Origin of the sequence: Dyella sp., from assembly GCF_035508675.1 — a bacterium.
In the GTDB taxonomy this organism is placed as follows: Bacteria; Pseudomonadota; Gammaproteobacteria; order Xanthomonadales; family Rhodanobacteraceae; genus Dyella_B.
Genome location: NZ_DATJMN010000089.1, coordinates 1 through 15,773 on the forward strand (window position 1 = coordinate 1; position 15,773 = coordinate 15,773).

Annotated in this window: 12 protein-coding genes; 10 read left to right on the top strand and 2 right to left on the bottom strand. The window is 63.9% G+C overall.

What is annotated here, in order from left to right; genetic code table 11:
- A partial coding sequence (locus VMA74_RS05075; RefSeq protein WP_325365438.1) for a TonB-dependent receptor domain-containing protein occupies window positions 1–1,588 on the top strand: 1,588 nt, incomplete at its 5' end.
- A gap of 257 nt (window positions 1,589–1,845) precedes the next feature.
- On the opposite strand, the gene VMA74_RS05080 is transcribed toward VMA74_RS05075, so the two are convergent.
- Window positions 1,846–3,108, bottom strand: a complete 1,263-nt coding sequence (locus tag VMA74_RS05080; protein ID WP_325365440.1) for an NAD(P)/FAD-dependent oxidoreductase — start codon at window positions 3,106–3,108, stop codon at window positions 1,846–1,848.
- Between the two features lie 237 nt (window positions 3,109–3,345).
- Here VMA74_RS05080 and VMA74_RS05085 point away from each other — a divergent pair, with 237 nt between their 5' ends.
- The 3 genes from VMA74_RS05085 to VMA74_RS05095 all read left to right on the top strand — a co-directional run bounded on the left by VMA74_RS05085 (window position 3,346) and on the right by VMA74_RS05095 (window position 7,496).
- Window positions 3,346–4,293 carry a peptidylprolyl isomerase gene (locus VMA74_RS05085; RefSeq protein ID WP_325365442.1) on the top strand — a complete coding sequence of 316 codons (948 nt, stop codon included), beginning with the start codon at window positions 3,346–3,348 and terminating at the stop codon, window positions 4,291–4,293.
- Between the two features lie 89 nt (window positions 4,294–4,382).
- The gene (locus VMA74_RS05090; RefSeq protein ID WP_325365444.1) at window positions 4,383–6,494 is read left to right on the top strand and encodes an AsmA family protein; all 2,112 of its coding nucleotides are present in this window, start codon (window positions 4,383–4,385) and stop codon (window positions 6,492–6,494) included.
- Between the two features lie 75 nt (window positions 6,495–6,569).
- Complete coding sequence (locus tag VMA74_RS05095; RefSeq protein WP_325365446.1) at window positions 6,570–7,496, top strand: DMT family transporter; 927 nt, start codon at window positions 6,570–6,572, stop codon at window positions 7,494–7,496.
- Between the two features lie 36 nt (window positions 7,497–7,532).
- On the opposite strand, the gene VMA74_RS05100 is transcribed toward VMA74_RS05095, so the two are convergent.
- Window positions 7,533–8,429 (bottom strand): LysR family transcriptional regulator, encoded by an 897-nt coding sequence (locus tag VMA74_RS05100; RefSeq protein ID WP_325365448.1) that lies wholly within the window; start codon window positions 8,427–8,429, stop codon window positions 7,533–7,535.
- A 113-nt stretch (window positions 8,430–8,542) separates the two neighbouring features.
- On the opposite strand from VMA74_RS05100, the gene VMA74_RS05105 reads away from it, so the two are divergent.
- The 6 genes from VMA74_RS05105 to mfd all read left to right on the top strand — a co-directional run.
- Window positions 8,543–9,184 (top strand): NAD(P)-dependent oxidoreductase, encoded by a 642-nt coding sequence (locus VMA74_RS05105; protein ID WP_325365449.1) that lies wholly within the window; start codon window positions 8,543–8,545, stop codon window positions 9,182–9,184.
- Between the two features lie 122 nt (window positions 9,185–9,306).
- Complete coding sequence (locus VMA74_RS05110; RefSeq protein WP_325365451.1) at window positions 9,307–10,236, top strand: 23S rRNA (adenine(2030)-N(6))-methyltransferase RlmJ; 930 nt, start codon at window positions 9,307–9,309, stop codon at window positions 10,234–10,236.
- Window positions 10,237–10,269: 33 nt separating this feature from the next.
- The gene (locus tag VMA74_RS05115) at window positions 10,270–10,773 is read left to right on the top strand and encodes a Slp family lipoprotein (protein WP_325365454.1); all 504 of its coding nucleotides are present in this window, start codon (window positions 10,270–10,272) and stop codon (window positions 10,771–10,773) included.
- A 4-nt stretch (window positions 10,774–10,777) separates the two neighbouring features.
- On the top strand, window positions 10,778–11,680 hold the full coding sequence (locus VMA74_RS05120) for a cation diffusion facilitator family transporter (protein ID WP_325365456.1): 903 nt from the start codon (window positions 10,778–10,780) through the stop codon (window positions 11,678–11,680).
- 140 nt (window positions 11,681–11,820) lie between these two features.
- Window positions 11,821–12,438, top strand: coding sequence for a GNAT family N-acetyltransferase (locus VMA74_RS05125; protein ID WP_325365458.1), 618 nt, complete (start codon window positions 11,821–11,823; stop codon window positions 12,436–12,438).
- Between the two features lie 195 nt (window positions 12,439–12,633).
- The coding region (gene mfd, locus VMA74_RS05130; RefSeq protein ID WP_325365460.1) for a transcription-repair coupling factor at window positions 12,634–15,773 on the top strand (3,140 nt) is incomplete at its 3' end.

Consider the following 15,773-nt stretch of genomic DNA (forward strand, 5'->3'; position numbering starts at 1 on the left):
CCTCAATCGCGAACATAACTATTTTTACGCGGCGCTGACCAAGGCGGAGGCGGCGCAATACGGCTACAGCTACGACTACGGCACAAGCTGGACGCCGACGCCGAGCGGCGGCTTTCCGGCCAGTGCGCTTTACAGCGACCCTGCCACGCTCACCCAGGTCAACTACTACCGCTTGTTCCAGAACCCGTTCAAATCGTGGGTGGCCAGCCTGGATGGCGAATTCAAGTTCGGCAGCAATCTTTCGCTCTCGGTGATTCCCTACTTCCAATTCGGTGACGGCAACGGCAGCTTCGGCGGATTCCTGCCACTGCAGTTCAATGGCAACGGTCAACCGGTGGTGCAGGCCAATCAGTTCGCCGATGGCCAATACACCGTGTACGAGGCGTACCGGCCCATCACGTATCGCCCCGGCATCAATGCGAAGTTCACGCTGGAACTGGGGCTGGATGACACGCTCGACTGGGGCCTGTGGTACGAGCGCTCGCGCCAGCTGGAATACATCGACGGTGCTTATGTCGATCCGGAAACCGGCGCACCGTCGTCGGTGTGGGGTGACCAGAACCTGCTTACGTACAGCAACGGACAGATCTGGAAAAACTATTCCGAATACGATGTCACGACGGTGAAGAAGCTGTTCGTGGAGGACACCTGGACACCCAGCGACGCCTGGACCTTCAACGCCGGGGTGGCCTATCTGCATACCGAGCGCGCCAATCAGTTCGTGCTGTATCCCGGCAATCCGGATCCGGCCGATTGGACGTCTTATCAAAACTCCGACGATCGCTACCATCGCTTCCTGCCGACGGCAGGCGTGTCGTGGAAACTGGATGACAGCAACCAGTTCTACTACAGCATCACGCGCACCTTCCGTGCACCGCCGGACGCTTCCACCTTCGGCAATGCGCGGATCGGCTTGCCGGCGCCGCTGCCCGAAAGCGCATGGTCCAACGAGATCGGCTGGCGCTTCACCCAGGGACCGCTCACGCTCCACACCGATGCCTACCTGGCCAACATGGGCAACCGCACGGCGGTGGGCCTGGACCCTGACACTTTCATCAATTACTACATCAACGCCGGCCGCGTGCGCATGGCCGGCGTGAATGCCGAAGGCAACCTGGACCTGGGGCACGGCTTTACGCTGTACAGCTCCTACACCTATACGCAGGCCAAGGTGGAGCAGGATCTCAACCTGCCCGCCACCACCGATACCGCCGCCGCGTTCTACGCCACCCAGGGCAAGCAATTCCCCGGCACGCCGCGCAACATGGCATACCTGGGCGCACGCTATTCGGCGAACGGCTTGACGCTGAACCTCAACGGCAAGTTCACCGGTTCCGAATACGGCGATTTCCTCAACACCGAACGCGTGTCGTCGAACTTCACCATGAACGGCAGCGCCAGCTACGAACTGCCGGACTTCGGCGTGCTGCACAAGCCGACGATCGCGCTCAATGCGCTGAACCTGCTCAACCGGCGTTATTTGATGCTGCCGTCGAGCATGACGATTTCGGCGGCGGAATCGTCGCCGACGTATTTCGTGGGCGCGCCACGGCAGTGGTATTTGACATTGAGTACGGAGCTGTTCTGAGCAGCTCCTAACGCGCGCGCCCTCATCGTAGGCTGGGATGAAATCCCAGCTTCGGCGGGCTTCCGGATGCTGGAATTTCATCCCAGCATCCGGGCTGATCGCGAGAACCACATGGTGGTGAAGTTGGAGCTTCCGCCGCTCGCTACGCTCGTACCCCACCCTAGCCCTCCCCTACTTCGCAGGGGAGGGAACCGTTTGTCGCGATGATCCAGATGCCCACTTCGCTTGAGCGAATTTTTTTAAGTTAGTGCCTTGGGCTAGCTCTTTCGGCTGATGATGATCCGCGCCGCACGCTCACCTTTCATGTACAGCCACAACCAGTTCAAGGCCACCAGCAGGCGGTTGCGCACGCCGATCAAAAAGTAGATGTGGGCCAGCGCCCATATCACCCATGCCAGGCGGCCGCGCAGTTTTACCCGCCCGAAATCCACCACCGCCGTGCTCTTGCCGACGGTGGAAAGGTTGCCGTAGTTGCGGTAGTGGAACGGGCCCGGCGCAGGACGCTTGCGCAAGCGCGCCTTGATCACCTCGGCGACGTAGCGGCCCTGTTGCTTGGCAGCAGGAGCAAGTCCCGGCACCGGCTTGCCGTTTTCCTGTTCGACCAGGGCGGTGTCGCCGATCACGAAAACATCCGGCTGCGCGGGGACCGTGAGATCGCGCTGCACTTTCACGCGGCCGGCCTTGTCCGCCGGCGCGTTCAACCATAGCGCTGCCGGCGAGGCGCGCACACCCGCCGCCCAGAACACGGCGCCGGCCTCGATGCGCCGGTCCTTGCAGACGACTCCGTCGGCATGACATTCGGTGACCGGGCAATTCAGCAGCACGCTGACGCCGAGCTGTTCCATGGTCTGCTGCACGTAGCTGGCGAGGCTCTCCGGAAAATTGGCAAGCACGCGCGACGCGGCTTCCACCACGATGACGCGCGCCTTGCGCGTATCGAGACGACGGAAGTCGCCGGGCATTTCCTCGCGTGCAAGCTCGGCGATGGTGCAGGCCAGTTCCACGCCGGTGGCGCCGGCGCCGATCACCACGAAGGTCTGCAGTTGCTGGCGCTTGACTGGATCAGGTTCGCGCTCCGCCTGTTCGAACACCGTCAGCAGATGTTGTCGGATCGACAGCGCGTCGCCGAGGGTTTTCAGCCCCGGCGCGAACTGCGCCCATTCGTCATGGCCGAAGTAGGCATGCGTGGAGCCGGTGGCAATCACCAGGCTGTCGTACGGTATGCGCGTGCCATCGGTGAGCTGTACGGTCTTGCCGGCGGCATCCACGCCGTTGACTTCAGCCATCAGCGTGGTGACGTTCTTGAAGCGATGCAGCACGTGCCGGATCGGCCAGGCGATCTGCGAAATATCTAGCGCCGCGCCCGCCACCTGGTAGAGCAGCGGCTGGAACACGTGATGGTTGCTGCGGTCGATCACGGTGACGTCCACCGCTTGATGACCCAGCCGCCGCGCGGCTTCCAGGCCACCGAAACCGGCGCCGATGATGACAACGCGATGTGAAGGGGAAATAGCGTTCAACGTGCTGCTCCTTGCCGGGTCAGCGACATGGTTTTGTCCTTTTCATTCTGGCGAAGGTCGGAGGGAACGCAAAGCGCGCAACGCGCGATCCGTACATGGTGCACAGCACGCAGGCAAAAATTATGTCGCCAATGGCTGATGATTCCATCGGCGCTGCATGCCTCGCCCAGGCAGGACTACGCAGCGCCAGATGTCTCTGCTACCGTCACGCAGCCGACCTTTCCGGGGAAACCGCTTATGCGCCTGCGCCGCCTTCACGCCGGTCTGCTTATCGCCTTGGGCCTGCTCGCGTTGCCAGCTTTGGCGGAAACGCCCAAAGCCACGCCTACTGCGGCAGAACTCATCGCCAAATCCAAGCCGAGTGAATGGCGCACGCCCGATCCAGCCAACCTGCTCTACATGCAGTTGCCGCAGGGCCGCGTGGTGATCGAACTGGCGCCCGACTTCACGCCGCTGCATGCCGCCAATATCCGCACGCTGGTGCGCGAACATTATTTCGACGGGCTGGCGATCGTTCGCGTGCAGGACAACTTCGTTACGCAATGGGGCGATCCCAATGACGACGACAGCGGCGACAAGAGCAAGCTCAAGCCGTTGGGCAGCGCCAAGCGCACCTTGCCGCCGGAGTACACGCGTGCAATCGATGCCAAGCTGCCGTGGACGCCGTTGCCCGATGGCGACGTGTATGCGCCGCAGGTAGGTTTCAGCGAGGGTTTTCCCGTTGCGCGTGATCCAGCCAGCGGGCGCGAATGGCTGGTGCATTGCTACGGCATGGTCGGCGTGGCGCGCGACGTGGCGCCGGACAGCGGCAATGGCAGTTCCTTGTATGTGGCGATTGGCCAGGCGCCGCGGCAGATCGATCGCAACCTGGCGATCGCCGGGCGCGTGCTGGAAGGCATGCCATACCTGTCGGCGCTGCCGCGCGGCAGCGGGCCGCTCGGGTTCTACGCGCAGGCGGCACAACGCGTACCGATCCTGTCGGTGAAACTGGCCGCCGATCTGCCGGCGGCACAGCGCGAGAAGCTTGAAGTGTTACGCACCGACAGCGCCAGCTTCGCCGCCATCGTCGAGGCCAAGCGCAACCGCCACGATGCGTTCTACGCCGTGCCGGCCGGGAAAGTCGGCATCTGCAACATCGATGTGCCGGTGCGTTCGGCGCCTGCGGCGAATGCCGGGCATGGATGAGTTTGCCCTTGGCGTGAACACAAAAACTACACGCCCTCTTCGCCTCGCTCGTAGTTAGTTGGGCGCGGCAACCGCAAAGGCCGGGAGCGATGCGGCTCAGTCTGAAAATACTGGCGTGGATCGTGGGCGTGCTGCTGGTGCTGGTGATCGCACTGGTGTTGTTCGTGGCGCTGTTCAACTGGAACCGGCTCAAGCCGACCATTGAGGACAAGGTCAGCGCGGCGATCGGCAAGCCGTTCACGATCGACGGCGACATCACCGCAGCCTGGCAGCGCCAGCCGGGCGAGAGCGGCCTGCGCAGCGTGCTGCCGTGGCCGACCTTCACCGTGCGCAACATCCGCATCGGCAATCCATCCTGGGCCAAGCAGCCGCAGCTGTTGCAACTGGATGCGTTGCAAGGCCGCATCTCGCCGCTGCCGTTGTTGCTGCATCACATCTACGTGCCGTCGGTGCAACTGGTGGGCCTGCATCTGGATCTGGAACGCAACAGCCAGGGCCAGGCCAACTGGCAGCTAACCCTGCCGCAACACCAGCAACCCTCCAGTTGGAAGCTCACGCTGGACACTGTCGGCCTTGATAAAGGCCAGGTGGCGTTGGACGACGCCCAAACTCACTCGAAATTGCAGATCGTCATCAATCCGCTGCAGCGGGCGATCCCCTATGACCAGGTGGTAGCACAGGCCACCAGTGCAGCGCGTGCGGATGTGGGACACGATGTGGGCAAGGTTGTGAACGGTGCCAAGACCCAGCCGGATCTTTCCAGCCACGCTGAACGCACTGCTTACCAGTTCGCCTGGACCGTCACCGGTACCTACAAAGACGCGCCGGTCAGCGGCAGCGGCAAGACCGGCGCGGTGCTCGCCCTGGAGAGCACGACCCAGCCGTTTCCGATCGAGGCGCGCGTACACATCGATACCAGCAAGATCGCCCTGGTCGGCACGCTGACCGATCCCATGCACTTGGCCGCGCTGAATATGCGCGTATGGTTTGCCGGCGCCAGCATGGCGAAGCTTTATCCCATCCTGGGCATACCGTTGCCGGATACGCCGCCGTTTGCCACCGAAGGCCACCTGTCGGCCGAAGTGCACCTGCAGGGTGGCCATTATACTTATCGCGATTTTCGTGGGCGCATGGGCGAAAGCGATCTGGGCGGCAATGTCCAGCTCACCACCGGCGGCCCGCGCATGAAGTTGACCGGGGACCTGCATTCGCAGCTGCTGCGTTTCGCCGATCTTGGCGCGCTGGTGGGCGCGGGCAGCGAGGCGCAGAAAGAACAACGTGGCGACACCACCCCGCAGCCAAAGAACAAGGTGTTGCCGGTGGAGCAGTTCCATACGAACCGCCTGCAGACCATGGATGCCGACGTCACCTTCCAAGCGGTCCGCATCGAACGACCGAATTCGCTGCCGATCAGTGCAGTCAGCACGCGCATTCGCCTGGACAAAGGCGTGCTGAAACTCGACCCGCTGCATGCGGGCGTGGCCGGCGGCACGCTCGACGGGAATGTGCAGCTGGACAGCAATACCCAGCCGGTGCGTACGGCGCTCGACCTACGCGCACGCCATCTGCAGCTCAAGCAAATGTTCCCCACCGTGCAGTCCATGCAGAGCAGCTTCGGCGAACTCAACGGCGACATCAGCTTGAACGGCTCCGGCAGCTCGGTTTCCGGCATGCTCGGCAACGCCAGCGGCGAAGTGAAGATGCTGATGAACAACGGCGCCATCAGCAAGACGCTGCTGGAAATGGCCGGCTTGAACGTCGCCAACGTGGTGGTCCGCAAACTGTTCGGTGACCAGACCGTAAAGATAAATTGCGCCGCGGCCGACATGACTGGCGACAACGGCGTGTTCACCAGCCGCCTGTTCGTGCTGGACACCTCCGACGCTACCGTCAACATGAGCGGCACGATCAACTTCAGCAACGAGCACCTGGATTTGAAGGTGGTGCCGCATACGAAAGGGCTACGCGTATTTTCGCTGCGCTCGCCGCTCTACGTAAAAGGCACCTTCAAGAACCCCGACGTCGGCGTGCAGCCCGGCCCGTTGCTGTTGCGGGGCGGTGGTGCCGCAGCGCTGGCCGTATTGGCCGCGCCCGCTGCGGCCTTGCTGGCGGTGATCGTGCCCAGCCATGACCAGCATAACGAATGCCAGCAGGTGTTGACGAAGCTTCGCCAGGCGCCGCCGCCGGGGAGCGTGAAATAAGCGGCGCTGGGATTTCATCCAGCCTACGGCGTTGCCTGCGGCTAGAATGCGCACGTCCCCACTGCGCCCGCGCCCATGCAGCCCCTCACCAAGGCCCGCCTGCAAATCCACTTCTGCGTCTTGCTGTGGGGCTTCACCGCCATCCTCGGCAAGCTGATCACGCTGCCGGCGACCGCGCTGGTGGGTTGGCGCATGTTGCTGGTGGGCGGCAGCCTGCTGTTGATGCCAAGGGTTCGCCGCGGCTTGCGCAACATGCCGATGAAACTGCGCTTGGCTTACGCGGGCATCGGCATGCTGGTGGCGCTGCATTGGCTGACGTTCTACGCGGCGATCAAGCTTGCCAATGCTTCGGTGGGCGCCACCTGCATTGCACTAGGGCCGGCGTTCCTGGCGTTCGTGGAACCATGGGTCGCACGGCGGCGTTTCGACCCGCGCGAGCTGTTGATCGCCATTGCCGTAGTGCCCGGCGTGGCGATGGTCGCCGGCGGCGTGCCGGGACATATGCGCATCGGCATCGCGGTGGGCGTGGTATCGGCGTTGTTCGTAGCGCTGTTCGGCTCGCTCAACAAGCGCATGGTCGATCATGCCGATCCGTTGACGGTGACCTGCATCGAACTGGGTACGGGTGCGGTGTTCCTGGCGTTGCTCGCACCCTGGTTGCCGCATGCGGGGCCGACTTTTCCGATTCCCGACCTGCATGATGCAGTACTACTGCTGATCCTCTCGTTCGGCTGCACGCTGCTGCCGTTCTCCCTGGCGTTGGTGGCATTACGGCACGTAAGCGCGTTTGCGATGCAGATGATCACCAACCTGGAACCGGTGTACGCGATCGTGCTGGCGATGCTGCTGCTGGGCGAGCAACGGCAGCTGGATGGCTGGTTCTATGCGGGCGTGGCGGTGATTCTGGCGGCGGTGTTTGCGCATCCGCTGCTGCATCGGAAGGAGCAGGCGCCGGTGCAGGCGGAGTTGCTGGGTACGGCGGAGAGCCACAATCTGGATTGACTGGGCGCCCCATCGCCATGTCAGATTTGCAGCCAACTAGCGCTTCGCCAAACGCTCCCGCATGAAATCAATGAAGGCGCGCACCTTGGCTGGTGGCTGCGGGTCCGGATATACCGCGTGGATGCCGCCTTCCTGCAAGCGATATGGCGCAAGCAGCACCTGCAGGCGTCCGGCCTGGACGTCTTCCTGCACCAGGTAATCCGGCAACGCGGAGATACCGGCTCCGGCCAGCACCAGGGCGCGAATCGCTGCGGCGTTGTTCGCCTGCATCACCTGGCGCATGCGCACGATGCGGCGGCTGCCGTTGCCGTGGGTAAAGGTCCAGCGCAAGGGCGTGGCCAGCGCGGACATCGCGATCCAGCCATGCGTGGCGAGATCTTCCGGCCGGCGTGGCGCGCCGTGTTCGGCCACGTACGCAGGCGCGGCCACAATCAGCTGGCGAAAACTGCCCAGCCGCACGGCGCGCAAATTGGAATCGCGCAGCCAGCCGATGCGGATGGCCAGGTCGAAGCGCTCGGCGATCAGGTCGCTGATCTGGTCGTCGATCACCAGATCCACCTGCAGCGACGGATGCAGGCGCCGGAATGCCGCCAGGCCGGGCGCGACGACCGCCGTACCGTAATCGGTCGAGGTGGTAAGGCGCAGCGTGCCAGTTGGTGTACTGCGTTGATCACCGATGCGCTCGATTGCGGCCTGGGCCTGTTCCAGCAGTTGCACGCAGTCGGCATGGAACACGGCACCGGCTTCGGTCAACGCCATCCGCCGCGTACTGCGCACGAGCAAGGTCACGCCCAGTTCGCGCTCCAGGCGCAGCAGGTGCTGGCTGACCATGGCCTTGGTCAGACCGAGCTGCGCTGCGGCCGCGGTGAACGAACCGGCCCGCACCAGCGCCACGAATACGGCCAGCCGATTGAGATTGACGTCGCGACCCATGCCGGGATGATTGTCAACCTTTTCTTGACAGTCAATTGCGTATCAGTCTGCTTATCGACCCAATGGGAAAAGCGCATGCTTTCGCGCCATCGCTTCCCTCACGGAGATCCCTGATGAAACTGGTTCTGTTCGGCGCCACCGGCCATATCGGCCACGCGATTCTCGATGAAGCCCTTGCGCGCGGGCACGACGTGACCGCCGTGGTGCGTGACGCCGGCCGGCTCAAGCAGCAACATGACAAGCTGCATGTGGTGATCGGCACGGTCGAGCAAACGGCGATCTGGCTGGCGTACGCCAAATACGCCGACGCTGTGATCGCCAGCCTGTCCGCCCGCCGCAGCGGCGATTTCGACGAAGTGCCCCTTACCGCGCAGACGCTGCTGGACACGCTCAACGGCACCAACGTCAAACGCCTGCTGTGGGTGGGCGGCGCCGGCAGCCTGGAAACGGCGCCGGGCGTGAAGGTGATCGACGATCCGCACTTCCCCGCCGCCTGGAAGCCGGAGGCAGAAGCCCAGGCACGCGCATTGGAAGTGTTTCGCGCCAGCAAGGCCGACGTCGACTGGACCTATATCAGCCCGGCTGCCCTGATCGAGGACGGTGAACGCACCGGCCACTATCGCGTCGGTGGCGAGCAGTTGCTGAAGGATGACAAGGGCGTCAGCCGCATCAGCGTGCCCGACTACGCGGTTGCGTTGCTGGATCGGCTGGAGAAGAACGACGCACTACGGCAGCGGATTACCGTAGCGTATTGAGCGTAGGCTGGGATGAAATCCCAGCATCAGGAGCCACAAAAAGCTGGGATTTCATCCCAGCCCACGGCGCTTTTCACGGCAGGCCGGGATTTATACTGCGCCAACCCAGCCTGCCGACCGCCATGAATTATCGCCACGCCTACCACGCAGGCAATTTCGCCGACGTCCTCAAGCACAGCGTGCTGTTTGCGCTGATCGATGCATTGAAGGTGAAGGACACGCCGTTCGCCTTGATCGACACGCACGCCGGCAGCGGCTGCTATGCGCTCGACAGCGAGGAAGCCGGCAAGACCGGTGAATACCGCGACGGTATTGCGCGCCTGCTGTTTCCCGACATGCAGCGCGGCGAACGAGGCCCGTTGCCGGCGCTGCTGCGCCATTGGCTCGACAGCGTGCTGGCGCTGCCCGGCAACGAGCACGGCCTGAAGCTGTATCCCGGTTCGCCGCTGCAGGCAGCGCGCGCCATGCGTGCCATGGACAGTGCGCAACTGTGCGAACTGCACCCGGAAGAAGCCGCGCGCCTGCGCGAGTTGTTCCATCACGATCGCCGCGTGCACGTGCATCACCGCAACGGTTATGAAGCCTTGAAGGCGCTGCTGCCGCCGAAGGAAAAACGCGGCCTGGTGTTGATCGATCCGCCGTACGAAGCGCAAGACAGCGAATTCCGCCTGATCGAAGCCACGTTGAAGACGGCATTGCAACGCTGGCCCAACGGCATCTATGCGATCTGGTATCCGATCAAGCTGCGCAGCCAGGTGCAGCCGTTCCTGCGCTGGCTGCAGCACTGCGGTGCGCGCCGCGTGCTGCAGGCGGAACTGCTGGTGCATGCGGACGATTCGCCGCTGCGCTTGAACGGGTCCGGCATGGTGATCCTCAACGCACCATGGAACCTCGACCAGGTGCTGCGTGAACCCCTGCAGGCGCTGGCGCACCTGCTGTCGCAGGGACAGCCCGCCACATGGCGCCTCAACTGGCTGGTGCAAGACGCTGCCACGCCGGCCTCACCCTCGCATCACACCCGACCGCTACCGCAATCCAGGCGTCCCCGCTAAGCTCGAAGCGCTTCGTGCTGAAAGGACATCGCCATGCAACTACGTACCGTTTTGCTCCGCTCGTTCGCGCCGCTGGCGCTGCTGCTGACGGCCTGCGCGCCGGCGCCGATCTACAAGGCTGCGCCAGGCACCGTCAGTGCGCTGCCATCGCAGGTGGCGCAAACGCCGCAGCAATACGCCCATGCAGCCGTGATCTGGGGTGGCAGCGTCGTGAACGTGCGTAATTTCCCCGACCACACCGAGATGGAGATCCTGGGCTATCCGCTGGATTCGTCACAACGCCCGCAACCGAATGCGCAGGGCACCGGGCGCTTCATCGCGGTTTTTCCTGGTTACCTAGAAGCGTTCAACTATCCGAACGGTAGCCTGGTCACGCTGACCGGACAGCTGAGCGGTACGCGCGCGGGTGCAGTGGATCAGGCGCCTTACACGTATCCCGTGGTGAACGTCGCGCAATCGCATCTTTGGACGCAGGCCGAACTGCACAAGGGGCATCCCAATATCAGCTTTGGCGTAGGCGTAGGGGTCATCCGCTGATCCCATGAGCGGTCACGGCAATTCGCTCAGGGCCATCCTGCTGGCGCTAGGCGCCAATTTCGCGATCTTTCTGTCCAAGCTGGCAGCCGCCGTCATCACCGGCTCCGGCGCGATGATGGCCGAGTCGATCCACTCGCTGGCCGATTGCGGCAACCAGCTGCTGCTCGGCATGCGGCAGGCGAAAAAACCGCCTTCCGACGACTATCCGCTCGGCTGGGGCCGCGCGCTGTATTTCTGGTCGTTCGTGGTGGCCTTGCTGCTGTTTGCCGTGGGCGGCCTGTTCTCGATCTACGAAGGCGTGCACAAGCTGGCGCAGCCCGAGCCGCTGCGCTGGCCATGGCTGGCGCTGGGGGTGTTGCTGTTCGGCATCGTGATGGAAAGCATCTCCATGCATGGCTGCCTGCACGAGGTGAACCAGGCCCGCGGCGCGCAAAGCCTGTGGCGCTGGTTTCGCGAAACGCGCTCCAGCGAGTTGCTGGTGATTTTCGGCGAGGACCTGGCTGCCCTGCTCGGCCTGTGCGTGGCCGCGCTGGCGATCGGGGCGACGATGCTCACTGGCAACCTGCTGTTCGACGCGCTGGGCACCATCGCCATCGGCGTACTGCTGGTGGTGGTGGCCGTGCTGCTCGCCAACGAGGTCAAGGCCCTGTTGATCGGACAGGGGGTGGAACCACGCCGCCGCGCGGAGCTGCTGGCGTTTCTGCACGACCAGCCGGAGGTGGCCGAGGTGCTCAACCTGATCACCTTGCAGATGGGGCCGGACGTGATGGTGGCGGTGAAAGCGCGCATGCAGCGCACGCCGGACGACCTGAGCCTGATCGAGGCGATCAACACGGTGGAGCGGGCGATGAAGGCGCAGTTCGCCGAGATACGCTGGAGCTTCTTCGAGCCGGATATTGCCGACTAGCGATGGCGGCACTTTGTCGCATCGCAACATATTCAGGCAGACCCTAGCGTCAATCCACGCTTTATAACCGTAAATCAGTCCGGAACGCGGGCACAAGCGTTCATGCTGCAGCGCAAACAATACGCTATAGTATGGACACTATGCCTACAAGCACTGTCCGCGATTTCGACGCCTACCCGCGCCACACCGAGCTGCCGCCGCGCAGCCCCGAGCGGTTCACGCCTGCCGCCACGCCACTGTCCAGCACGCCGCGTGGCGAGGTGGTGCATACCGCCGATGGGCGCGAACTGATCCTGCGCAGCATCGAGCCCGGCGATGTCGCCGCCGTGCAGCGCTGCTTCAAACGCCTGCCCGCACAGGATGTGCGCCGCCGCTTCATGCACGCCATGTCGGAACTGCCCGCGCCGATGGCGCAGCGGCTGTGCCGCATCGACCCGGAACTGGAAGCGGCGTTCGTGCTGATCGACGAAACGGTGAAGCCGGCCGAACTGCGCGGTGTGGGCCGCGTCTTCGTGGACAGGGCCGCCAACACGGCCGAGTTCTCGGTGCTGGTGGAGCACGAATGGACGCGCATCGGCCTCGGCGCCTTGCTGATGCAGCGGCTGGTCAACGAATGCCGCCGCCGCGGCCTGGACGAGATCTGGGGCTATGTGCTGATGGAAAACCGTCCGATGCTGCAGCTGTGCAAGGAGCTGGGTTTCGTCGCCACGATGGTGCCGGGCGAAGGCAGTACCGCACAGATCAGGCTGAAGCTCTGACACGTATGGGAATGCCCATCGTCATCGTAGGCTTGGAAGAGGCGTAGCCGAATTCCAGCGTAAACGTGCATGGCGATGCTGGGATTGTCATCCCAGCCTACCTGTCCTCGTCTGAGGAGAGAGGCTTGGCCTGCGTTAGACTTGCGCGCTCGACGGCTCAGGCACCCTGCCCACGCCCTCCCACGCAAGATCCCCATGTCGACCCCAATCAGCCATCCGCCCCTTCCTACCAGTCCCAAGCAGCGCCGTTTCTGGACGCCGCCGCACGGTTCGGCCCGCGCCTTGCTGGTGGCCGAGGCCGCGCGCTCGCACGACGGCCTGGTCGTGGTGGTGACCCGCGATACGCAGCGCGCGCACGCCCTGGAAGACGAGTTGCGCATGTTTGCCGGCACGCTGCCGGTGCTGCATTTCCCGGATTGGGAAACGCTCCCCTACGACGTCTTCAGCCCGCATCCGGAGATCGTTTCGCAGCGCATTGCCACGCTTTACCAGCTGCCCAGCGTGAAGCGCGGCGTGCTGGTGGTGTCGGCCGCGACGCTGATGCAACGCATTGCGCCGGGCGCGCATATCGCCGGTGCCGGCTTGATGCTGCGCAAAGGGCAGAAGCTCGACCTGGCCAACGAGCAGCGCCGACTGGAAGCGTGTGGCTACCGGCATGTGCCACAGGTCGCCGAGCCGGGCGACTTCGCCGTGCGCGGCGCCTTGATCGATATCTATCCGATGGGTGCGGACGAGCCGTACCGCATCGAGCTGTTCGACGACGAAGTGGATTCGATCCGCAGCTTCGATGCCGAAACGCAACGATCGCAGCAGCAGGTGGAGAAAGTGGAACTGCTGCCTGCACGCGAATTTCCGGTGACGGACGACGCGGCGAAGGCCTTCCGCAACCGTCTGCGTGAGCGCTTTCCCATCGACGTGCGCCGCTGTCCGCTTTACCAGGACATGAAGGAAGGCGTGACGCCCGGCGGCATCGAATATTACCTGCCGCTGTTTTTCGAGCAGACTGCCACGCTGTTCGATTACCTGGCCGACAACGCGCTGCTCGTGCTGGGCGAAGGGACGCACGAAGCATCCGAGCAGTTCTGGATACAGACGGCCGAACGCTACGATCAACGTGCGCACGACATCGAGCGTCCCGTGCTACCGCCGGGCGAGTTGTATCTCTCGCCCGAGCAGTTGCGCGAACAGCTCAACAAGCGCCTGCGCGTGGAAGTCGTCGCCAGCGGCCATGAACACGCCGTCGATGCGGGCACGCAGCCGGCGCCAGAGGTTCCGCTCAATCGCAAGGGTGAGGAGCCGGGCACGTCGCTGCGCCATTTCATTGCGGCCTATCCGGGGCGCACGCTGATTGCCGCCGATTCGGCCGGTCGCCGCGAAGCACTGCTGGAACAATTGGCTGCCGTCGGCTTGCGTCCGCACAACGTCGACAGTTGGACGGCCTTTCTTGCCGACAGCAAGTCGCTGGCCATCACCATCGCGCCGCTGGAGCAGGGTTTTGCGCTGAAGCAGCCCGCCATCACGGTGCTGACCGAGCGCGAACTGTTTGGCGAGCGCGTGCGTACCGAACGCCGGCGCCGGCGCGGCGCGGCGCGCGATCCGGACACGATCATTCGCGACTTGACCGAGCTTTCCGCCGGAGCGCCGATCGTGCACGTCGATCACGGCGTAGGCCGCTACCAGGGCCTGGTGTCGATGGAGCTTGGCGGTATGACCGGCGAATTCCTGGTCATCGAATACGCCAAGGGCGACAAGCTCTACGTGCCGGTGGCGCAGCTGGGCCTGGTCAGCCGCTACTCCGGCACCGCGCCGGAATTGGCGCCGCTGCATTCGCTGGGCGGCGACGCGTGGGAGCGCGCACGCAGGAAAGCCGCGGAAAAAGTGCGCGACGTCGCGGCCGAACTGCTGGCGATCTATGCGCAACGCGAAGCGCGCGGCGGTGAATCGCTGCCGATCGATCGCCAACTGGTGGAAGAATTCGGCAGCAGCTTTCCGTTCGAGGAAACGCCCGACCAGTCGCTCGCGATCGATGCCGTGCTTGGCGATCTCGCCCGCCCGCGCGCGATGGACCGCGTAATCTGCGGCGACGTGGGCTTCGGTAAAACCGAAGTCGCGCTGCGCGCCGCATTCGCCGCCGCCACTGCGGGCAAGCAGGTGGCGGTACTGGTGCCTACCACCCTGCTGGCACAGCAGCATTACCGCAATTTTGCCGACCGTTTTGCGGACTGGCCGGTGAAGGTGGACGTGCTGTCGCGCTTCCGCTCCACCAAGGACGTAAACGAAGCGCTCAAGCGCCTGGCCGACGGGCAGATCGATGTGATCATCGGCACGCACAAGCTGCTGCAGTCGGATATCAAGTTCAAGAACCTTGGATTGGTGATCGTCGACGAGGAACAGCGCTTCGGCGTGCGGCAGAAAGAACAGCTGAAAAAGTTGCGCGCGGAAGTGGACCTGCTCACCATGACGGCGACGCCGATACCGCGCACGCTGAACATGGCGATGAGCGGATTGCGCGATCTTTCGCTGATCACCACCCCACCGGCCCATCGCATGGCGGTGCGCACCTTCGTGTCCACCTGGGAGCCGGCGCTGATCCGCGAGGCGTTCCAGCGCGAGCTGCAGCGCGGTGGCCAGGTGTATTTCCTGCATAACGAGGTGGACAGCATCGAACGCACCGCGCGCGAAGTGCAGGAGCTGATCCCCGATGCGCGCGTCGGCATTGCGCACGGCCAGATGCCGGAGCGCGAGCTGGAACAGGTGATGGCGGATTTCCATCGCCAGCGCTTCAACGTGCTGGTGTGCACCACCATCATCGAAACCGGCATCGATATCCCGACCGCCAATACGATCATCATCGATCGCGCCGATCGGTTCGGCCTGGCGCAGTTGCACCAGTTGCGCGGCCGCGTGGGGCGTTCGCATCACCGCGCCTATGCGTACCTGATCGTGCCGGACCGGCGCGCGATCACCGCCGATGCGGAGAAGCGCCTGGAAGCGCTTGCGTCGCTGGAGGAACTCGGCGCAGGGTTCACACTGGCCACGCACGACCTGGAAATCCGCGGCGCCGGCGAGCTGCTGGGCGACGAGCAATCCGGCCAGATCCAGGAAATCGGCTTCGGTCTCTACACCGAGCTGCTGGAACGCGCGGTGCGTGCGCTGAAATCCGGCAAGGTACCCGATTTCGACCTGAGCAGCGAGCACGAAACCGAAGTGGAACTGCACCTGCCCGCGCTGATCCCGGACGATTATCTGCCCGACGTGCATGCACGCCTGACCTTGTACAAGCGCATCGCCAGCGCACGCGATGAAGAATCACTGCGCGAGCTGCAGGTGGAAAT